This is a genomic window from Seohaeicola zhoushanensis, assembly GCF_014656415.1.
GTDB lineage: Bacteria > Pseudomonadota > Alphaproteobacteria > Rhodobacterales > Rhodobacteraceae > Seohaeicola_A > Seohaeicola_A zhoushanensis.
Window position 1 is genome coordinate 42,359 of record NZ_BNCJ01000013.1, and the last position, 19,175, is coordinate 61,533.

The following is a 19,175-nucleotide window of genomic DNA, read 5'->3' on the forward strand; positions in this document are numbered from 1 at the left end:
GCATGCGGTGCCGCGTCAGAACAGCAGGTTTGGCAGGAAGAGGGCGATTGCCGGGAAAAGGGCCACGACGGCGACGCGGATCAGGTCCACTCCGATGAAGGGGATGATGCCGTGGATGATCTTCGAGATCGGCACGTCGGGGGTCACGCTGCGCATCACGAAAAGGTTCACGCCGATAGGCGGCGTGATCAGCCCGAGTTCGCAGAGGATGACCAGAAGGATGCCGAACCAGACCGGATCGAACCCAAGTCCGACCACGACGGGGAAGAACAGCGGCACTGTCAGCAGCACCATCGAGATCGATTCCATCAGCATGCCGAGGACGATGTAGATGAGACAGATCACGAAGATGACCGTCGCGGGCGAAAACCCGGATTGGGCGACGAAGTCGAGCAGGGCGGCATGTGCTCCCGAGTAGTTCAGGAATTCGGTGAACAGACCGGCTCCGATGATGAGGGCGAAGAGGATCGCGGTGGTTTCGGCGGTGTCGATCAGGATCTCGTAGAACTGGCGCAGACCCAGTTTCCGGCGCCCGAGCGCGATGACCATGGCGCCGAATGCGCCGAAGCCGGCGGCCTCGGTGCTGGTGAAGAAGCCGGAGTAGATACCCCCGATCACCAGGACGAACAGAAGCACTGCGGCCCATATGTGCCCCAGCGAAGCGAATTTCTCGGACCAGCCGACCTTTTCGGAAGGCGGCGCGATGTCCGGTTTGCGCCAGACGGTCCAGCGCACCGCGGCGATGTAAAGCAGGATCCCTATGATGCCGGGAATGAGACCCGCGGCATAGAGCTTGCCGATGTGGGTCTCGGTGATGATGCCATAGATGACCAGCAGGACGCTTGGCGGGATCAGAATGCCGAGCGTGGCGCCGGCCGCGATGGAGGCGGTCGACAACCGGTCGTCATACCCGTATTGCCGCATCGATGGCATCGCCACCTTGCCCATCGTCACGACGGTAGCGACCGAAGAGCCGCAGATCGACGCAAAGCCGCCGCTGGCCACCACCGTGGCAACCGCCAGCCCGCCCTTGCGCGCGCCCAGGAAACACTGGGCGGCGCGATACAGCTCGCGCGAGATGCCGGTGCCGGCGACGAGATTGCCCATCAGGATGAACAGCGGAATCACGACCATCGAATAGGTCATCGTGCTTTCGCGCGATATCATGGCCAACATGGATGACGCCGGGTTCCATCCGACGAGATAGCCAAAGCCGATGAACCCGACCAGCCCCATGGCGAGGGCGATGGGAACCCGCATGAAGATCAGGAAGAAGGCCGAGGCGAATCCGGCGAGAGCGACTGTCATGGCTGAGTTCTCCGGTAATGCTGGAAGGTCGGGACGGCGGGGCCAGCCGGTCAGGTGTTCGGGCTTCTGGCGGCCAGTTCACCGGGCGCGCCGGCTTGCTCGGCCGGGCGTTTCGAGCCCGACTGGAACATCGTGACGGCCAGCCCGACAAAGGCGATCACCGTGAGGCCCGAAAAGAGCGACATGCCATAGACCAGGGGAGCAATCGGAATTTTGAGCGTGGGTGTCAGGTCGTGATACCGAGCGGTGCTTTCGGCCAGAATGAACAGGCGCCAGGCCATCATGCCGAACAGAAACGCGCCGACCGCCACGCCGATCACCGTCTGCGCAGCCTTGAAGACCCGGTTGCCGACGAAGTCCAGCAGGTCAACCACGATGTGTTTCTGCCGGATCGCAATCAGCGGCAGCATGAGAAAGACCGTTGCGGCGAGCATCAGTTCGGTCAGCTCGGCCGCGCCGTTCAGCGGGCGATTAAAGAAGTTCCGCCCGATGACGTCGATGAAGGTGATGATCATCAGGAGGAACAACAGGACCGCTGCGATGATGGAGATGGCTGTCTCGATGCGCTTGAGCATTGCTGTTCCTCCCTCGTGGACTCAGTTGGTCGCTTTGGATTCGGCTTCCGCGACGCGGCGCCGGAATTCGGCCAGAATCTCCAGCGGGTCCTCCATGCCTTTTTCCTTAGCCCGGGTGGCCCATTCTTCTTCAAGGGGGCGTGTCGCCTCTTTCAGTTCAGCGACGAAATCGTCGCTGATCGTCTGGATGGTCAGCGTATCGGTCGCCTTCATCTGCTCCATCGCCTTATTGCCGGCGGTTGCAAAATCGTCGGCCAGAAGCTGGGCGAGTACCCGGTCCGATACCTTCCAGATCGCTTCCTGATCCTCGGGCGAGATCCTGGACCAGCTGTCTTCGTTCATGACGACGCCCAGCGTCGCGCTGAACAGGCCACCAGGCACCAGCGTGTAGTATTTGGTCATGTCCAGCATGTTCATGTTGATGACCGTCTCTGGCTGGCTGAGGCTGCCGTCGATGACCCCGGTGCTCATCATTTCGAAGGCTTCGTTTGAGGACTTGAGGATCGGCACCGCGCCGACCGCTTCGAGGAGCGAGGTGGCATAGGGCCCGGTGCTGCGCAGCTTGATCCCCTTGAGATCTTCCATCGAGGTGATCTCTTTCTGCGTCGTCACGATATTGCCGGGCGCGTTCGAGATCATGGTCATGACCTTGACGCCCCGGTATTCGTCGTGCGGGGCGATGTATTCCTTGTAGATGTCCCAGAAGATCGGGCCGAAGACGCTTGGGTCGTTGCCGACCCAGGACATTTCGCCAAGCTCGGACATCACGAAGCGGCCAGGCGTGTAGCCGGTCACGATGAAAGAAACGTCTGCCAGACCGTCGCGGACGACATCGAACTGCCCAGCGGCAGAGCCAACCATCTTTGGCAGCGTTTCGACCTTGACCCGGCCTTCGGTCACCTTCTCGATCTGTTCGAACCAGGGATACATGACCTCTGTGTTCACGTGATGCTGCGGCGGCAGCCAGGACGAGTATTTCCATACGACGTTCTCGGCAGCGGCCGGTCCCGCTACCGCAGTCATGAATGCGCCAATCGCCGCGAATTGAGTGATCTTCATTCCGTCCCTCCTCTGGTCGGTACCAACTACCTGTGATCGGCTCTCTTTCGCCGAGGTGGCACAAGGATGAAGCGCCGGTCTCTGATCGTCTGTCCCTTGCAGTGTGACAGTCGTGATGGGCGTCGTTTGTCCCTGCGGGCAGGTGCATGGCCCGGCATTTGTGATAGATAGTCTCGTACAGAGAGCCGCCCTGGGCGGCGACGGAGAGACTATTGGACGACAAGCGAATTCCGCGGGTCAGGACCGAAATGGCCCCCCTGCCCGCCCGGCCGCCGGGGCAAGACGAAAGAGCCACCAGATGAGCGATGGAACTGCAGAGCGGGTCGCGATGGCCCGACCCGGTCCGATGTTGCAGTATGTTTTCTCCGCGATCGTCTTGTTTCTGGCTCTCTTCGGCAGCCATCTGGCGACGCCGCTTTATCCGTTCTGGCAGGACAGGTTCGATTTGACGAACTCGGATATCGTGATGATCTTTGTCTGTTACCCGATTGGTGTGACCTTTGGCCTCCTGCATGGCGGACGGCTGGGGGATCAACTGGGACGCAAGCCCATGGTGCGCAGTGGCCTGTTCCTGATTCTGCTGGCAAGCCTTGGGTATCTGGTTGCCAATTCCATGACTCCGCTGCTGGTCGCGCGTCTGCTCAACGGCTACGGGATCGGCATGCTCAGCGGGCCGGCCGTGGCCTCGATCATCGAATTGCACCCCAGGCTGGACCGGGGTGCCGCGTCGCGGGTCGGTGCCGTCGCGACCCTGAGCGCGCCGGCGGCGGGCATGCTGACGGCCACGCTGGTGGTCTATTTTGCGGCGACAGAGACGGCTGTACTGCTGCCTTACCTGATCTTCGCGACACTGCTGGTGGTGAGCCTTGGACTGACCTGGGGCTATCGGGAAACGATCTTGCCAATTGCCAGGCGGAGCCTTCGTTCGGCTTCGTATCGCCCGCAGGCGATGCGTGTACCCGCCGACATCCGCGGACCGTTCATCTATGCCGCCTGCCTTGCGGTACTCTGTTGGGCCAACACCGGGCTTTGGCTGTCGCTGGGACCAAGCATGTTCTTCACTCTGATGACAGATGCGCATCCGCTTGTCGGCGGGCTGTCCGTGGTGGCCTTTCTGGGAACGGCCGGCATGATCCAGCTGACAGGCGGTTGGCTGGGATACATCAGGGCGACCCTGGTTTCCCTAGTCCTTGTCGTTGTCGCGCTGGTGACCGTGCTGGTCGCCCTAAAGACGGAAAGCGTGGCCGGGGTCGCCATCGGTCTGCTGGTCGGCGGAATGTCTCAGGGCCTTGGATGGATGGGCACGGTGGAGCTGATAAACCGGATCGCTCCTGACGCGATGCGCGCTTCCGTGCTCTCGATGCTCTATATGTGCAGCTATTTCGGCTCCATCGTGCCGGTGCTCTTCACCGGTTTCGCGGCCGACCGATTTGGATTGTTCCCCGCGCTTTTCGGCATGTGTTCGGTGTCGATCGCCGCCGCCTGCATTCTTTTTGTCGTTACCGTGAAACTTCGCAGAAGTTTGCCGCAAAAAGCGTAACGAACCCGGCCTGTCCCTAAAGGCATGGACAAATCGCGCAGTCCGGACGTGCAAGACTGTGGCCGAAGACGCGCCCGGCGCGGCCCGACCATATGCACAGGACAAAGATGACTAAGAGGAAATTTTCCGGTCCGCTGCGCGGCATGCGCATACTTGAAATCGGCCATTTCATCGCGGCGCCCTTCTGTACCCGCCTGCTGGCGGATCTCGGGGCGGATGTCGTGAAAGTCGAGCCGCTTTCGGGCGACCCTGTCCGCAAATGGGGTGACTCGGTCGACGGCAAATCGCTTTGGTGGTCCGTGCATGCGCGCAACAAGCGTTCGGTGGCGGTCAACCTGAAGGCGCCGGGGGCGGCCGGGGTAATTCTGCGGCTGGTGCGGGACTGCGACGCATTGGTCGAGAATTTCCGGCCGGGCCAGCTGGCCCGCATGGGCCTGTCCAACGAGACCCTGCGGCGGGAGAACCCGGCCCTGGTGATCGGCCATGTGTCGGGCTATGGCCAGGACGGCCCTTATCGTGATCGTGCCGCCTTCGGCGTGATCGGCGAGGCCATCGGAGGTCTGCGGCATCTGTCGGACCATCCGCCGGGGACATCCGATCTGCCGCCGGTACGGGTCGGGGTGAGCATCGGCGATTCACTGGCCGGCCTTTACGCGGCGCTTGGCATCGTGTCGGCCCTCTGGCAGCGGGACCGCGCGGCGGGCGATGGCCGCGGCCGTACGGTGGACGTCGCCCTGACCGAGTCGGTGCTCAGCCTGATGGAGGGAATGCTGCCGGAATATGGCGAGACCGGCAAAGTCCGCCAGCCCTCGGGATCGCGCATACCGACGGCCGCGCCATCGAGCGCCTATCCGACGCGGGACGGGAAATGGGTGCTGATCGCCGGCAATTCCGAACCGCTGTTCCAACGTCTCTGCGCCTTGATGGGAGGAACGGATCTGGCAGGTGATCCGCGCTTTTGCGACAACCCTTCGCGGGTGGCCAACGTCGCGGCGCTGGATGACATGATCGGCGCCTGGACGTGCCAATTTGAGGCTGCAACACTTCTGGATCTGCTTGAAAAGGCAGATGTGCCCGCGACCCGGATTTACGACGCCGCGGATTGCGCCGCCGATCCCCAATTTCGCCATCGCGAGATGGTGCGGGAGGTCGAGGATCCGCTGTTCGGCAAGGCTCTGACCCATCCCGGCATCGTGCCGAAGGTGACGGACGATCCCGGCGAAATCCGCTGGTGCGGTGCTGCCATCGGGGAGCACACCGACGAAGTGCTGGCCGGGTCTGGCTTTACACTGCCCGAAATCGCTGCCTTGCGCGAGAAGGAGATCATCGCATGACCTCGCCCGGTGTCACACTGGTTGAAGTCGGTCCGCGGGACGGCTTTCAGGGCATTGGCCCCTTGATTCCAACCCAGAACAAGATCACCTTCCTGCAGCGCCTTTCTGCTGCGGGCCTGAGAGAGATCGAGATCGGGTCCTATGTCAGCGCGAAGGCCCTGCCCCAGATGGCCGATACGCCCGAGCTGCTGGCGGCCTGCACGGCGATGCCCGACGTGTCGCCCCGGGTGCTGGTGCCAAGTCTGAAACATGCCTTGCGGGCGTTGGAAGACGGGGTGACGTTTCCGACCTTTGTGCTGTCGGTCTCGGAATCACACAATCGGAACAATGTGAAGCGGCATCCGGACGAGTCGGTGGGTGAATATCTTCAGATCGTTGAGACCCTGCCCGACAACGCGGATTTGCGGCTGGACCTCTCGACCTGTTTTGATTGCCCCTTTGAGGGGCGGGTGGATGAAGATGCCGTGTTGCGGCTGCTGGAGAAGCTGGTGCCGGCGAAGCCGGGCGCGGAAATCTGCCTCTGCGACACCACCGGAAAGGCAGAGCCGCAACAGGTCGAACGCCTGTTTTCCATGGCGCGCACGACTTTCCCCGAAGTGGATCGCTGGGCGGTTCATGCCCACGACACCTATGGCCTGGGACTGGCGAACGTGTATGCCGCCTACCGGTCCGGGGTGCGGATCGTAGATGCGTCCTTCGCGGGTTTGGGTGGCTGTCCGTTTGCGCCGGGCGCGACCGGCAATGTGGCGACAGAGGATGTGGTCTGGATGTTCAACCGGATGGGCATCTCCACGGGCGTCGATCTCGACGGCCTGATCCCTGTGGCCTGCGATGGGGCCGGCATCCCCGGCGGGCAGAGCGGCGGGCGGGTTCGAGCCGCCATGGCCGGCCGCACGGCGACACTGTGAGGCAGCATTACAGGGTGCGCGAGGCTCGGTGCATCCGGTCGCCGAACATGGCCGACCACTGTTCGGGCGTCAGTTCCGCCTTCGCCCGGGCATAGAGAGCACGATTTTCGTCCATGATCGCCTGTCGGGCCGCCTGCACTGCGGGCCGCGCGGCAATCCGGTCGTGCCAGGCGGCCAGATGCGGCAGCGCGTCAAGCGTCAGGCCGATCAGGGAAAGTCCGCCCAGCCAGGGAAAGCAAGCCATATCGGCAATACTGTATTCGCCGGCAAGATAGTCTGCCCCGGCAAGGCGATATTCCATCACATGCAGAAGTCGCTCGGCTTCGCTGCGGTAGCGCGCGACGGCATAGTGCTGGCCTTCCGGTGCATAGCGGATGAAATGATGCGCCTGCCCGTGCATCGGCCCGAGCCCGGCGATCTGCCAGGCCAGCCATTGTTGGCAGAGGCTTCGGCCGCGCGGGTCTTCCGGGATAAATCGGCCCGACTTTTCCGCCAGATAGGTCAGGATCGCCCCGGATTCGAAGACGGCGAAAGGATCGCCCCCATCGGCTGGCGCGCGGTCGACAATGGCTGGCAGCTTGCAGTTGGGGTTGATCCTGCGAAACTCCGGAGTCAGATGATCGCCTCGAAACATCTCATATCGGACCAGCCGATATTCCAGACCGGTTTCTTCCAGCATGATCGCGATCTTCAGGTTGTTGCCCGTGGCGACATAGTGAAGGTCAATCATTCTCTAATCCACCTTGATCACGATCTTGCCGAAATGCCCGGCACGGCGCTGGAGAGCGTAGGCGTCCTTTACGTCGTCCATCGCAAAAACATGGCCAATGGCCGGTTTCAGCTCATGCAGGGACAGCGCGCGGTTCATCTCGTGGAACTGGGCGCAGTTTCCGACGGTAATGCCCTGAAGGTTGACGGATTTGCCGATCACCAGACGGGGCGCGACCCCGGCGCCTTCCTGCGCGACAAAGCCGATGGCGACAATCGTGCCGCCGACGCGGACGGACTGCATCGATTTTTCCAGTGTGCCGGGACCTCCGACCTCGACCACCACATCGACGCCACGGCCGTCGGTCAACTGCATCACGTCCTTGTGCCAGTCTGGCGATGCCTTGTAGTCGATGAGGTGATGCGCGCCCATTTCGGCCAGCCGCGCCCGCTTTTCAGCGCTGCCCGACAGGATGATGATCCGGGCGCCGGCCATTCTGGCAAATTGCAGGGCAAAGACCGACACACCGCCGGAACCGATCAGCAGCACGTCCTGACCCGGCTGCAGCGCGGCCACGTTGAACAGCGCGTTCCATGCTGTCAGACCGGCGCAGGGCAGCGTCGCGGCTTCTTCATCACTCAGATGGTCAGGCACCGGAATGGCGGCATGGGCGGGCAGAAGCGCGTATTGCGCCAGCATCCCGTCCATGTTGGCGCCCAGCGACCGGGTGCGTGCAGCGGCAGTGATCGGGCCGGTGATCCAGTCCGGGTAAAAGGCGCCGGCGACGCGTTGCCCGGGGACAAGCCCCGAGACGCCTTCGCCAAGGGCTGCGATCTCTCCGGCTCCGTCCGACAGCGGCACGACGGTTTCCGGCAGGGCACCATACATGTGATCTGCAACCAGCAGATCGCGGAAGTTCAGGGATGCGGCGCGGACGCGTACCAGCACTTCACCGCGTCCGGGCTTCGGGACCGGGCGGGATGCAATGCTCAGCCCGCCGCCCCCATGCGCCGGGCGAAGCTCGACTGCTTTCATATTCGTCATGCGATCATCCGATATGCTGCGCCCGGATCAGCGATCCGGGCAAGCTTTCATGCGATGAAGAGGCCGCCGTTTACGCCGATGGTGACGCCGGTGATGAACCCGGCCAGCGGGTCAGCCAGAAACGATGCGGTATGCGCGATCTCGTCGGGATGGCCGACCCGGCCCAGGGGGATCGCATCCATCTTGGTGTATTTGGTGCCATCCGCGGTGGCGCCCGTCGCCTGAGCCAGCATGGGCGTGTCGATCGGGCCCGGCGCAATGGCATTCACCGTGATCCCTTCCTTGGCCAGCGCCCGCGCGGCAAAGCGCGTCAGGCCCAACACCGCGGCCTTGGACGCCGTGTAGTTGACCCCCGACTGAAGGCCGCCGATCTGACCGGCCAGCGAGGATACCGTTATGATCCGTCCGTGCTCGACCGGTTTGGCACGCCGGCACCGAGCCATTTCGCGGATGCAGATCATCGTGCCACGGGCATTGACGCCCATGGTGAAATCCCAATCGTCGAGGTCGGTATCGGCCAGCGCCGGCGCCGTGCTCATGCTTCCGTTGCCAAGCGTCCCCGCGAACTGGGCAAGGACCGAGATCGGACCGACCTCGGACTCGATGGCGCCAAACGTTTTTTTCACGGCGGCTTCGTCCGTCACATCCAGAGCGAACCCCCTGTGCCCTTCGCCGGGCAGGCTGGCCGCGGCCCGTTCGGCCGCTTCCGCCTTGAGGTCTGCCACGGCGACGATCATGCCGTCTTTCGCGAACCGTTTGGCGGTTGCAAGACCAAGTCCGCTTGCCCCACCGGTCACGAGTGCGATACGCATTGGAGAGTTCCTTTCATCCTTCGAGCCTTGAGGCCCTATTCAGTCTGGGTGGCGACCCAGGCCGCGATCATCTCTTCACTGACGAAGACAGAAGATGTCTGCCCGCCGTCCACCGCCAGAACCTGACCGGTGACAAGGCGCGCGTCCTGGCTTGCCAGAAAGGCGACTGCGCTCGCCACGTCCTCGGGTTCGCCGGTCATACCGAGCGGCATGGTGGCCACCACCAGCGCCTTGAACCGCGCGGTGTGCAGACGGTCCTCGGTTCCCGGTGTCCGGATCACCCCGGGCGCGACGGCATTCACCCGCACACCCTTGGGGCCATAGGCACTGGCCATCTGCCGGGTCACGCCGATCACGCCGGCTTTCGCTGCGGTGTAGGCACCAAATCCCATGTAGCCCGACAGACCGATGGACGATGCGATGTTCACGATATTGCCACGGCTTTCGAAAAGCATGGGCAGCGCGTCGCGGGACAGGCGGAACATGGCGCGAAGATTGACGTCGAGATACCGGTCGTAGATTTCGTCGGTCGTATCATGCAGTGCGGGCGCGTTGCCGAGGCCGACGTTGTTGACCAGGATATCCAGTGTCGCGAAGGACTTCCGACAGGCTTCCAGGATGGTAGCCGGCGCGTCGTCGGCGGTGGAATCCTGAACCAGTATTTCCGCGCCGCGCAACGACGACAGGCCATCGGGGCGGATATCGACGGCCAGCACCCGGCAACCCTCGGCGATCAGCCGTTCCGCGATCCCGCGACCCAGCCCCTGCCCCGCACCGGTTACGATCGCGGCGCGACCTTCCAGACCTTTCATGGTCTCTGTCCTTTCAAGCGGCCGTCAAAGCCGACCTTCCATCCAGTCGCCTGCGTAGTCCTTGCCGATCTGGACAACCTGATTGTCGAACATCAGGACGCGCGTCGCATCCATGTCGAGGAACTGTCGTTCGTCCTCAATCATCTCGTTCTGGAAATAGGGCATTGCGTGCAGCTCCTTTCTCGCCTCCAGGCTCGGGAACCAGCTTTCGGAAAACCCGTCGTAGTCGAGCGGTCCGACTCCGGGCCAGCCCTGGCTAGGAACCATGTGATGCTGAACGTAGCGTTTCAGGTATTTCTCGACGCCTGGGATTCCGGCGATCAAAGGCCCGTGCACGTCCCGCCAGTGAGCCTGGAACTGCTCGAGTGTCAGGCCCGGTTTGCGTTTGTAAAAGCCGAGGGTGATGATCATGCGTCCTCCGGAACCGTCAGGGCGTGAATGTCTCTGGCTCAGGTCTGACACGGCATCGCCGGGCCAAGTGACCCCCGGCGATGGGACAGGCGGGTCTCAGGTCCCGCCGGCCATCCATTCAAAGGCATAGTCCTTGCCGATCTGCACGACCTGCTTGTCGAACATCAGCAAGCGCGTCGCCGACATGTCGAGGAACTCGTGTTCGTCGGGGATCATGACCTCGGTCTGATAGGGTTGTGCATGCATTTCCTTGCGGGCTGCTTCGGAAACGAACCAGGCTTCGGAAAAGCCGTCGTAGTCGAGAGTGCCGACACCGGAAAAGCCGATGCTTGGCCTGATGTGATGCTGGACATATCGTTTTAGAAACCGCTCTATATTCGGCGTCTTTGCGACCAGCGGGCCGTGGATTTCGCCCCAATGTCGGTGAAATTCATCCAGCGTGAGCCCCGGCTTTCGCTTGTAGAAGCCAAGCAATATCAGCATGTTATTTCTCTCTCAGGGGGTTGGCGCCGCATCGTCTGGCACGAGGTGGGGCATTTTGGTCAGGAGCCAGCGCGTGAGTTCGAGATGCACGCGTTCGGGCCGTTCCTGTGCCATCCAGTGACCGGAATGAACGATGCGCTCGGTCAGGTTGCGGCAGGACTCGCGCATCGGTTCGGCCAATCGCGAATCCACGGATTCGCAGGTGATGTCGTAGCGCCCGGCGAGAAACAGCACGGGCATGTCGAGGCGGCCGCCGTTGAGGGCGGTGGCGGAATATGCGGCGTTGTCTGCATCGTTCAGATAATAGGCATTCGGACCGCGAAAGCCGTTGCGCGACAGGGCGTCCGTATAGATTGCAAGATCGGTTTCGGTGAGCACCCGGGTGTCAAGCGGCAGGTCCGGCGCCTTGTCGGCCCCGCCAAACCAGCCGCCGTTGCGGAAGATATCGGCATGCGGGCTGGGCTTGCCCAGAGCCTCGGGTTTGCCGTGCCGAAAGAGTGCACGAACCGTGCACAAGACGTCTGCCTCCATGACAGATGTCGCGCGGTCGAACTGTTCGACATAGAACCTCTGATAGGCCCATTGACCATAGGGCGCGCTGTCTTCGGGATATAGGGTCCTGTCGACCAGCGGCAGCATGTGCTCCATCCCGAATTCCAGCGTGCGGTAGGGCACGCAGAGATTGGCAACGCCGTGACAGCGATCCGGGTGATGGCTGGCCACAGACCAGACGGCCGGGGCACCCCAGTCGTGGCCGACCCACACCGCGCGCTTCAGACCAAGCGCATCGGCCAGCCCGGTGAGGTCGGCGACCTGGTGGCGCAGCGCATAGGCCGCAGGATCGTCGTAGACCTGCGAGCGGCCATAGCCCCGCATGTCGGGCGCGATGGCGCGGAACCCCATGCCGCCCAGATGCGACAGAACATGCCGCCAGCTCCACGACAACTCAGGCCAGCCGTGAACAAGGACGACTGGAACGCCATCCTGCGGCCCGCAGGAGAGATAGAAGACCCGATGCCCTTGCATACTGATGGTGTGCGAAACGATCTCGTGCCGCGGGACGTGCGACAGTGCGGTCGTATCGGTGTGCCCGTTGGCTGGTGACTGCATGTCGGATCCTCCCCGCGCGGCAGTCTGTCGGGGGAGCTGTGCGGGTCATGACCCCCCTGACGGGGACAGGTGAGATTTGCATCCCGGTCGACTGCCAAGACCGGTCAGGAGAAGTGCAGGCCGCCGTTGATGTCCAGCACGGCGCCAGTCACATAACCGGCGGCGGCGGTGCAGAGAAAGGCCATCGGGCCGCCGACCTCTTCGGGTTCACCCATCCGGCCGGTCGGCAGTTTCGACAGGTCGAACGGCTGACCGGAGGCGCGCAGCATCGGTGTCAGGATCGGCCCCGGTGCAACTGCGTTCACCGTCACCCCATGTGCCGCGCCTTGCCGGGCGAAATACCGGACCAGGGACTGAATCGCGCCTTTGGAGGCGACATAGGCCGGTTCCACATCCAGTGTGGTGCCCGCGTTGCGCCCGGCCTGCGAAGCCACGATGGCGATCTTGCCGCCGCCTTGGTCGATCATGCCACGCATGACCGCCCGCATCATGTTGATCGGGCCGCGCACGTTCACTTCCATGATCCGCTGATAAAGGGCGTCCCAGTCGCCGCCGTCGCGCCAGTCGCCCTTGCTGTAGATGCCGCTGCATTCGGCATAGGCGTCAAGCGGACCGAGGCTGGCGATGCAGGTTACGACCGCGGCCCGGTCAGTGGTGTCGAGCTGATGGGCCTGTACCTCGGTTCCCGCCGCGCGCAGTTCCCGGGCCAGATCGTCCGGCCGGCGGATATCGGTCAGGATCAGCCGCGCGCCAAGGCCGGCACAGGCCCGGGCGGTCGCGCTGCCGAGGGCCCCCGCCGCGCCCGATACGAGGACGGTCTTTCCGGAGAGGTCGAAAGGGTTGGCCAGCGGCATCATGCGGCCGCTGTGGCCGCGAGGGCGGGCTGGCGCCGCAGAAGGGTGGCAAACACCTGTTCCATCACGGTCGCCGGATCGGCCACAGCTTCGAACGCACGCCAGGCCACGTGCGAGTCCGGTCGGACCAGGATGGCGCCCGTACTGCCGATTTCGCATTGCGCCGCCCATTCGCGATCCGGGTCGACCACATCCGTCCCCATGCGAACGGTGCGGAGCGAAACCCCGTGCCGCGCGGCGGCATCGGTGGCGGCGGGCAGCCATGCGGCGCCGCCTTCCGGGACGATCAGGACGAAATCGCCCTTGCCGCAGAGATCCAGCGTGGACAGGCGCGTGCCGTCCTTCTCGACCCAGCAATGCGGGAGCCGGTGCCCGGCCCGGGTTGTCGGCTGGTAGGTCCGGCCCAGGGGATCGCGTTGGGGCGGCAGCGTTCCGTCGCCGATGACCGCGCCCTGTTCGTAGTGAAAGCCGAGTTCCAGGTCATGCGCCTGCCACTCCATCTCCTGCACCTTGAGCACCTGCTTCAGCCGTGCGCGGCGGGTGCGGCCTTCATCGTCCTCGGCAAAGAATTTGACGAAGTTCTTGCTGCTTGTCTCGCCATCTCCCCGCACCAGGCCAATGACGCCATCGGTCAGCGCATGGTTTTCGAAGGTCATCAGCGCCCAGCTGACATTACGCGCAGCAACCGGCCGGCGCTCGGATTCATAGGTGTCCAGCAGGGCCGGATCGGCACGACCCTCCAGCACCTCCCGCAGTTTCCAGGCCAGGTTATGGGCGTCCTGTATTGCCGAGTTCAGGCCAAGACCGGTGGTCGGCGGATGCCGATGCGCGGCGTCGCCGGCCAAAAAGATCCTGTCGAACCGGTAGCGGTCGGCCAGCACGCCTTCGACTTCCCAGTGACCGATGCCGATGATGTCCGGGTCGAGGTCCGGCACATTCAGCAGAGCGCGCATCCGCGGCAAGAGCGAGGCCTGATCGAACCGCGCCGGATCATCCGGGCGGAAGGAAAAGTGAAACATCCATTCCTCGGAGTGACGGTCGAACCGGGTCGGCCCGAGTTTGCCCAGCACGCCGCTGCTCCACGATCCGCCGTCCGGATTGACGAACCATGTGGTCATGGCCAGATCGTCGTCCCACCATTGCGACAGGTCGGCCCTGAAATAGACCGTCACCATGTCGACCAGCTTGCGTCGCCCTTCCAGCCGGCTGCCCACTGCCGGGCCGACCGTGCGTCCGCCGTCGGCGGCAATCAGGTATCGGGCCCGAATGGTCAGATCGCGGTCGTTCTCGAGGTCACGGACGATGGCGGTGACATGGTCGGTGTCCTGATGCACCTCTTTCAGCTCGTGGCGGAACAGCAGGCCGTCCGGATTGCGATCCTGCGCCTGTTCCGTCAGCAAGGGTTCGAGCCGAACCTGCGGGTAGAGACAGCTTTCGCAGGGGCTGTGCCGCCTGTAGTCGGTCAGCGATCCACCGCCAAAGGATTCGACACTGTGGAATGTGCGCCGGTCCAGCGGGCCGTCGCCGCCGAGGGTCGTGCACCAGCGGATGCGCTGGATGGCGGACAGCGGCATGGCCTTGTCGTAGACGGCCCCGGCCACACCCAACTGTCGGAAGACCTCCATCGTCCGCTGGTTGATGTATCGCGCCTTCGGCAGGTTGCCGGTCGAGGCATGACGCTCGATCAGGAGCGATTTCACGCCGAGTTCGGACAGGGCGATCGACGCGGTCAGACCGCAGCCGCCGGCACCGACTATGAGAACGGGAACTTCGATGTCGGGCATCGTTGGCCTCCTGTAACGCGCAGGTCGGATTTGCGTCCGTGAAGAGCCGGAGAAGTGACGCCACGGAACCTGATCGTTTTCGAGATAGTTTGGCAATCATACCACCAATGTCCCCCATCAATGTTACACCGGATTTCGAATTTGGCGGAAAGATGAGAGAATGACGAAAATGAGGTGAAGCAGGTGAGCCGCCTGATGGATTCTGAAGACAACGCGGCTCGAGAAATCGAGACCGAAGCCCTCCTCGACCGGATGAGGTTGCCTGTCGGACAGAGCTATAATGCGGATGACAATATCGCGCGGATCTGTTCCGTCATCGCCAACCGCACCAGTCTGCTCATGCAATCCATGTATGGCGAGCGCTTTGGGCTGAATGTGCTGAATTGGCGCATTCTCGCGATTCTGGGATACCACAGTCCGATTTCCGCCAAGGCGATTTCCGAGATGATCGCGACCGATCAGGTCACGATCAGCCGCGCCATAGATCAGATGTCGCGCAAGAAGTTGATCAGCCGGCGCGTGGACCAGAGCGACCGTCGCCGCCAGCTTCTTCGGCTGAGCGATCGTGGCCAGGAGGTTTATCAGCGGGTCCTGCCCCTGTTCGCCGCATCGGAAAGCGCGCTTCTCGCGCCGCTGAGCGAGGACGAGCAGGCAGAGCTGCGCCGGCTTCTTCATATTGTCGCGAAACAGGCCGAGACGGAGTTCTCGGAAACCAAACCCTGGCAAGACGTTCTGTCGGCCTATGGCAAACCCGGCGGAAGCGACGCCTAAGTCCCGCGCCGAGGGACAGATTGCCGCCTGCCACGCGCTAGGATCGCCCCAACCGTTGTCCGACGGTATTTGTAGATCTGGAATGCAAAGGAATCCGTGATGAAAAGCGACTGGTTGGGACTGGATGGCAAGGTGGCTGTCGTCACCGGGGGCGGCGGCGGAATCGGACGCGTGATCGCCGCGTCTCTGGCCGAGGCGGGCTGCAAGGTGGCGGTCCTTGATCTCAATGCAGAGAGCGCTTCGGCAACGGCTGCGGAACTGGCCGAAACCGGGGCAACGGTGATCTCCTGCAGTGCGGACATTTCCGATCATGCGAGTGTCTCCGCGGCCGCAAATCGGGTGCGCGCCGAGCTGGGGCCTTGCGATGTACTCGTCAACAATGCTGCACTGGTGCGCAACGGTCCGCTGTCCTCGCTCTCGGTCGCGGACTGGACTGCTGTGCTTACCGTCAATCTGACGGGCTACTTCATCTGCTCGCAGGTCTTCGGTCAGCAGATGATGGACAAGAAGTCCGGCGCGATCGTGCATGTATCGTCCATGGCGGGTCTGCACGCCCAGCCGACCAGCGGCGCCTATAGCGTCAGCAAGGCGGGGGTCATGATGCTGTCGAAGAACATCGCGCAGGAATGGGGCCCGAAAGGCATCCGGTCCAACGTCGTGAGCCCGGCGATGGTCATGACACCGATGTCCGAAGTGATCTATCGCGATCCCGAAGTGCGAAAGAAGCGCGAGGATATCGTACCGATCGGCCGTATCGGGCAGCCTCAGGATATCGCGGATTCCATCGTCTTCCTCGCCAGCGAGCGCGCGAGCTATGTCAGTGGTCAGGAAATCCTTTGCGACGGCGGCTGGAACACCGTGTTGCTCAAGACAGTGCCGCGCCCGGGCTTCGACCAGAAGGACGCCTGACCCTTCCAAAGAAATTGGCGCATGCCCTGCGGCGTGCGCCACTCCCGTTCTGCCCGCACCTGCGCAAGTTGGTCAGGCGGCTTCCTGCTGTTGATCGCGGTTGCGTTTGCCCGAGTTCACCCAATCGTTCCAGACGTCCAGATACCACATCAGCAGTTCCCGCTGGCTGGCAATCCCAAGCCGGTTGTAGGCGCGTTTGCGATAGGTCATCACGCTTTCCTTGCCGATGCCGAGGTCGTCCGCGATCACGCAGGACGACATGCCATGAAGTATGCGTGAGCAGACTTCGCGCTCGCGGCGGGACAGATCCGACATGTTGTAAACGCAATCTTCGATATCCTCGCGAGAGGCGAGCGCCGGGGTGAGATCGGACTTTTGTTCGAAGAGTTCCGCGTGGCGCGAGATCATCGTCAGGAGGAATCTTGCAGACTGTTCGAGCTCGAGCAGCGTGTCGCCGGACAGTTCGCTGCGGTCGGCCGAGCGCAACAACTTGAGGCAATAGGAGGCCTGGTTGATCCGGGCATAGACCAGCACTGTCTCGTAATTTTCGGCTGCGGCGCCGGTCTGGTTGGGTTCCGTTGTGGAGTTGACCGGACGGATGACGCGCACGCGAATGTTGTCGCCAGCTGTTACCAGATGACGTTTTACGTCATAAACACTGCCCTTTACGGCCTGTGCGAGGGAAGACGACGTGTGAGAGGCGCTGCCGATCTCAGAAAGGTGATAGTCGCTGAGACGGTAGCAGGCGCAATGGTCGCCGCCCAGCAGACGGTCCATCGCTTCAAGCAGTTTCCCGGAAAACTCCAGCGTACCGATTTTGGCTATCAGCTCGATAAACTCGCCGGTCACAATCAGAACCGGTTCGTCCATGGTCGCAGTCGCTTGTGTCTTGATCACCCTGTGTCCTCCCAACTTATGACCTCTTGGGTCATCTCCCGACAGTCACGTTACTTACGAGAAGAAATGATTGCAATGCGCAAGTAATTTTTTGGAGGAAAAAATTTAAAGTCTTATATTTAGGCCTACTTGCGCGAACTTCTTGAGAGCCCCCCAGGAAGATGGTGGCGCTATCATGTCCGGCGTAGCCGAACCGGTTCTGCAGCGATCTCGTTTGTCGGGACGACAGGCGAATCATAAAAGGCCGCCGGGGACCGGCGGCCTTAACAGATGGGTTTTGCCTGAGCGGGTTCTAAAGTTGCGGGTCGGCGACCCGCACAACCAAACCGTCCATCTCATCGGTCATCACCAGCTGACAGCTCAGCCGGCTGTTCGGCTCGCGGTCCATTGCGGTGAAATCCAGCATCTGGTCTTCGGTTGGCGAGATCTCGGGGGCCTTGGCAAAGTAGGCGTCGTCGACGATTACGACATGGCAGGTCGAGCACGACAGACCACCGCCACAGTCTCCGACGATTCCGTCCAGCCCTGCCGCCGTCGCGGCGCGCATGACGCTGTCGCCGACGGCGACTTCGAGTTCCGTGCGGGTATCGTCAGGATTGATCAGGGTGACCTTGGGCATCTAAGTTCTTTCTTATCAGTCGTGTCAGCTGACCAGCCGCAATGGCAGCCGGTCCAGCGACCTCAGGGTGTTGATGGTCTTGTATTCGGGATCGCCATCCAGTTCGATTCGGCTGAACCGCTTGAGCAGGGCGCCGAGAAAGACTTCCGCTTCCAGGCGGGCGATGTTCTGGCCGATGCAGATATGCGGCCCCGCCCCCAGGGCGACATGCGTCCCGGCGCTGTTGCGGTCGATGTCGTATGCGGTCGGGTTGGAGAACTTGCGCGGATCCAGATTGGCCGCGCCGATGAAGCAGCCGACCTTCACATCGCCCTTCAGCGCGAGACCGCCGAATTCCATGTCGCTGACCGTGGTGCGGTGAATAAGCTGCGACGGGCTGTCCATGCGGATCGCCTCGTCGAAGGCCGCCTTAGCCTTGGACGGATCCGCCTTGAGCTTGGCCCATTGATCGGGGTTCTGGGCGAGCCGCAACAGCATGTGGCCGATGCCGGCAATGGTCGTGTCCACCCCGGCCCGCAGGAACGAGCGGACCTGGACCCCTGCCGTGCCGGTTGGAAAGCCGCCCTCGTCCTCGGCCTGATAGATCTTTTCGCCCAACCCGCCGGCGATCATGCTCTCGCGGGAAAAATACTGCTCGTAGTTCTTCAGATGCGGGCCGGCCGCCTCGATGGACGCCTTGGTCAGGTCGTTGTTCGGCCCGATCTGGTTGAAGTTCATTTCGCCGATCAGGGGAAAGGCCTCGCGCGGCATGTCCACACCCAGGGCGTCCGGGAAGACCTTGAGGATGAAGGGTTCCACCAGATCTCTCACCGCCTCGACGGTTCCGCTGCCGATGATGGTATTGGCCTGTTTCTCGGCCTCGGCCATGAAGTCGTCGCGCCACTGACGGATGATGACCGGCGAGAGGACACGCTGCAAGGTGCGGCGCACGGCGGAATGGCCCGGCGGATCGACTTCGGCAATCGGACTGGGCGTGCGCCAGGCCCCGGGTTTCCGGATATCCGACATGCCGATGCCGCCGGTGCTGGTGAAGCGCGTGTAATCGCTGAGCGCCGTCTGCACGAGGTCATGACGCCCGATGGCATACATGTCGTATTTCGTCAGGCGGACGACGGGGGCGGTTTCCCGGATGGCGGTTTGCACCGCCTCGGGGTCGCGCAGGTTTTCCCGGGTGAACGGATCGATGTCCAGCTCCGGGGGGGAGGCCAATCCTGCTTCGACCGTCATTGCTGATCC

Annotated in this window: 20 protein-coding genes; 5 read left to right on the forward strand and 15 right to left on the reverse strand. The window is 62.7% G+C overall.

Annotation, left to right across the window (positions count from 1 at the left end; genetic code table 11):
- Positions 1-15: 15 nt before the first annotated feature.
- From IE266_RS18435 to IE266_RS18445, 3 genes are read right to left on the reverse strand one after another with little or no spacing between them, the layout of a single operon-like run.
- A complete protein-coding gene (locus tag IE266_RS18435; protein ID WP_189681590.1) occupies positions 16-1,308 on the reverse strand; it encodes a TRAP transporter large permease in 1,293 nt (430 codons plus the stop codon).
- Positions 1,309-1,358: 50 nt separating this feature from the next.
- On the reverse strand, positions 1,359-1,883 hold the full coding sequence (locus IE266_RS18440; RefSeq protein WP_189681591.1) for a TRAP transporter small permease: 525 nt from the start codon (positions 1,881-1,883) through the stop codon (positions 1,359-1,361).
- 21 nt (positions 1,884-1,904) lie between these two features.
- A complete protein-coding gene (locus tag IE266_RS18445) occupies positions 1,905-2,942 on the reverse strand; it encodes a TRAP transporter substrate-binding protein (protein ID WP_189681592.1) in 1,038 nt (345 codons plus the stop codon).
- Positions 2,943-3,240: 298 nt separating this feature from the next.
- On the opposite strand from IE266_RS18445, the gene IE266_RS18450 reads away from it, so the two are divergent.
- The 3 genes from IE266_RS18450 (at position 3,241) to IE266_RS18460 (ending at position 6,724) form a co-directional block, all read left to right on the forward strand.
- Positions 3,241-4,482 carry an MFS transporter gene (locus tag IE266_RS18450; RefSeq protein WP_189681593.1) on the forward strand — a complete coding sequence of 414 codons (1,242 nt, stop codon included), beginning with the start codon at positions 3,241-3,243 and terminating at the stop codon, positions 4,480-4,482.
- Between the two features lie 107 nt (positions 4,483-4,589).
- Positions 4,590-5,816 carry a CaiB/BaiF CoA transferase family protein gene (locus IE266_RS18455; protein ID WP_189681594.1) on the forward strand — a complete coding sequence of 409 codons (1,227 nt, stop codon included), beginning with the start codon at positions 4,590-4,592 and terminating at the stop codon, positions 5,814-5,816.
- Complete coding sequence (locus tag IE266_RS18460; protein ID WP_189681595.1) at positions 5,813-6,724, forward strand: hydroxymethylglutaryl-CoA lyase; 912 nt, start codon at positions 5,813-5,815, stop codon at positions 6,722-6,724. Before IE266_RS18455 ends, IE266_RS18460 begins: the two co-directional genes overlap by 4 nt.
- A gap of 7 nt (positions 6,725-6,731) precedes the next feature.
- Here the strand turns inward: IE266_RS18460 and IE266_RS18465 are convergent, their stop codons facing one another.
- From IE266_RS18465 to IE266_RS18505, 9 genes are all read right to left on the reverse strand, one after another.
- Positions 6,732-7,454 carry a glutathione binding-like protein gene (locus IE266_RS18465; protein ID WP_189681596.1) on the reverse strand — a complete coding sequence of 241 codons (723 nt, stop codon included), beginning with the start codon at positions 7,452-7,454 and terminating at the stop codon, positions 6,732-6,734.
- A 3-nt stretch (positions 7,455-7,457) separates the two neighbouring features.
- Complete coding sequence (locus tag IE266_RS18470) at positions 7,458-8,477, reverse strand: zinc-dependent alcohol dehydrogenase family protein (protein ID WP_189681597.1); 1,020 nt, start codon at positions 8,475-8,477, stop codon at positions 7,458-7,460.
- A gap of 47 nt (positions 8,478-8,524) precedes the next feature.
- Positions 8,525-9,289, reverse strand: coding sequence for an SDR family NAD(P)-dependent oxidoreductase (locus IE266_RS18475; protein WP_189681598.1), 765 nt, complete (start codon positions 9,287-9,289; stop codon positions 8,525-8,527).
- 35 nt (positions 9,290-9,324) lie between these two features.
- Positions 9,325-10,101: an SDR family NAD(P)-dependent oxidoreductase gene (locus IE266_RS18480; protein ID WP_189681599.1), complete on the reverse strand. Its 777-nt coding sequence runs from the start codon at positions 10,099-10,101 to the stop codon at positions 9,325-9,327.
- Positions 10,102-10,125: 24 nt separating this feature from the next.
- Positions 10,126-10,512, reverse strand: a complete 387-nt coding sequence (locus tag IE266_RS18485; RefSeq protein ID WP_189681600.1) for an EthD domain-containing protein — start codon at positions 10,510-10,512, stop codon at positions 10,126-10,128.
- Between the two features lie 96 nt (positions 10,513-10,608).
- The gene (locus IE266_RS18490) at positions 10,609-10,995 is read right to left on the reverse strand and encodes an EthD domain-containing protein (protein WP_189681601.1); all 387 of its coding nucleotides are present in this window, start codon (positions 10,993-10,995) and stop codon (positions 10,609-10,611) included.
- 12 nt (positions 10,996-11,007) lie between these two features.
- Positions 11,008-12,105 carry an alpha/beta hydrolase gene (locus tag IE266_RS18495; protein ID WP_229864269.1) on the reverse strand — a complete coding sequence of 366 codons (1,098 nt, stop codon included), beginning with the start codon at positions 12,103-12,105 and terminating at the stop codon, positions 11,008-11,010.
- A 104-nt stretch (positions 12,106-12,209) separates the two neighbouring features.
- The gene (locus tag IE266_RS18500) at positions 12,210-12,959 is read right to left on the reverse strand and encodes an SDR family NAD(P)-dependent oxidoreductase (RefSeq protein ID WP_189681602.1); all 750 of its coding nucleotides are present in this window, start codon (positions 12,957-12,959) and stop codon (positions 12,210-12,212) included.
- Positions 12,959-14,743, reverse strand: coding sequence for an FAD-dependent monooxygenase (locus IE266_RS18505; protein WP_189681603.1), 1,785 nt, complete (start codon positions 14,741-14,743; stop codon positions 12,959-12,961). The genes IE266_RS18500 and IE266_RS18505 overlap by 1 nt, the downstream gene beginning before the upstream one ends.
- 183 nt (positions 14,744-14,926) lie before the next feature.
- Between IE266_RS18505 and IE266_RS18510 the strand changes: the two genes are divergently transcribed.
- Together IE266_RS18510 and IE266_RS18515 are read left to right on the forward strand one after the other, a co-directional pair.
- Positions 14,927-15,514, forward strand: coding sequence for a MarR family winged helix-turn-helix transcriptional regulator (locus IE266_RS18510; RefSeq protein WP_189681604.1), 588 nt, complete (start codon positions 14,927-14,929; stop codon positions 15,512-15,514).
- 99 nt (positions 15,515-15,613) lie between these two features.
- Positions 15,614-16,423 (forward strand): SDR family NAD(P)-dependent oxidoreductase, encoded by an 810-nt coding sequence (locus IE266_RS18515; RefSeq protein ID WP_189681605.1) that lies wholly within the window; start codon positions 15,614-15,616, stop codon positions 16,421-16,423.
- A gap of 72 nt (positions 16,424-16,495) precedes the next feature.
- Here the strand turns inward: IE266_RS18515 and IE266_RS18520 are convergent, their stop codons facing one another.
- The 3 genes from IE266_RS18520 to IE266_RS18530 all read right to left on the reverse strand — a co-directional run bounded on the left by IE266_RS18520 (position 16,496) and on the right by IE266_RS18530 (position 19,166).
- Positions 16,496-17,320, reverse strand: a complete 825-nt coding sequence (locus tag IE266_RS18520; RefSeq protein WP_229864270.1) for a helix-turn-helix transcriptional regulator — start codon at positions 17,318-17,320, stop codon at positions 16,496-16,498.
- 292 nt (positions 17,321-17,612) lie between these two features.
- Entirely contained in the window at positions 17,613-17,939 is a 327-nt protein-coding gene (locus IE266_RS18525; protein WP_189681606.1) for a 2Fe-2S iron-sulfur cluster-binding protein, read from the reverse strand.
- Between the two features lie 24 nt (positions 17,940-17,963).
- Complete coding sequence (locus IE266_RS18530; RefSeq protein ID WP_189681607.1) at positions 17,964-19,166, reverse strand: cytochrome P450; 1,203 nt, start codon at positions 19,164-19,166, stop codon at positions 17,964-17,966.
- Positions 19,167-19,175 lie beyond the last annotated feature (9 nt).

Excerpts from the sequence above, each read along its gene's own strand:
- IE266_RS18455 (WP_189681594.1), top strand. The coding sequence starts at position 4,590 with ATGACTAAGAGGAAATTTTCCGGTCCGCTGCGCGGCATGCGCATACTT.
- IE266_RS18530 (WP_189681607.1), bottom strand. The coding sequence starts at position 19,166 with ATGACGGTCGAAGCAGGATTGGCCTCCCCCCCGGAGCTGGACATCGAT.
- IE266_RS18475 (WP_189681598.1), bottom strand. The coding sequence starts at position 9,289 with ATGCGTATCGCACTCGTGACCGGTGGGGCAAGCGGACTTGGTCTTGCA.
- IE266_RS18435 (WP_189681590.1), bottom strand. The coding sequence starts at position 1,308 with ATGACAGTCGCTCTCGCCGGATTCGCCTCGGCCTTCTTCCTGATCTTC.
- IE266_RS18485 (WP_189681600.1), bottom strand. The coding sequence starts at position 10,512 with ATGATCATCACCCTCGGCTTTTACAAACGCAAACCGGGCCTGACACTC.
- IE266_RS18480 (WP_189681599.1), bottom strand. The coding sequence starts at position 10,101 with ATGAAAGGTCTGGAAGGTCGCGCCGCGATCGTAACCGGTGCGGGGCAG.
- IE266_RS18440 (WP_189681591.1), bottom strand. The coding sequence starts at position 1,883 with ATGCTCAAGCGCATCGAGACAGCCATCTCCATCATCGCAGCGGTCCTG.
- IE266_RS18515 (WP_189681605.1), top strand. The coding sequence starts at position 15,614 with ATGAAAAGCGACTGGTTGGGACTGGATGGCAAGGTGGCTGTCGTCACC.
- IE266_RS18495 (WP_229864269.1), bottom strand. The coding sequence starts at position 12,105 with ATGCAGTCACCAGCCAACGGGCACACCGATACGACCGCACTGTCGCAC.
- IE266_RS18445 (WP_189681592.1), bottom strand. The coding sequence starts at position 2,942 with ATGAAGATCACTCAATTCGCGGCGATTGGCGCATTCATGACTGCGGTA.
- IE266_RS18525 (WP_189681606.1), bottom strand. The coding sequence starts at position 17,939 with ATGCCCAAGGTCACCCTGATCAATCCTGACGATACCCGCACGGAACTC.
- IE266_RS18470 (WP_189681597.1), bottom strand. The coding sequence starts at position 8,477 with ATGACGAATATGAAAGCAGTCGAGCTTCGCCCGGCGCATGGGGGCGGC.
- IE266_RS18450 (WP_189681593.1), top strand. The coding sequence starts at position 3,241 with ATGAGCGATGGAACTGCAGAGCGGGTCGCGATGGCCCGACCCGGTCCG.
- IE266_RS18505 (WP_189681603.1), bottom strand. The coding sequence starts at position 14,743 with ATGCCCGACATCGAAGTTCCCGTTCTCATAGTCGGTGCCGGCGGCTGC.
- IE266_RS18465 (WP_189681596.1), bottom strand. The coding sequence starts at position 7,454 with ATGATTGACCTTCACTATGTCGCCACGGGCAACAACCTGAAGATCGCG.
- IE266_RS18500 (WP_189681602.1), bottom strand. The coding sequence starts at position 12,959 with ATGCCGCTGGCCAACCCTTTCGACCTCTCCGGAAAGACCGTCCTCGTA.
- IE266_RS18490 (WP_189681601.1), bottom strand. The coding sequence starts at position 10,995 with ATGCTGATATTGCTTGGCTTCTACAAGCGAAAGCCGGGGCTCACGCTG.
- IE266_RS18460 (WP_189681595.1), top strand. The coding sequence starts at position 5,813 with ATGACCTCGCCCGGTGTCACACTGGTTGAAGTCGGTCCGCGGGACGGC.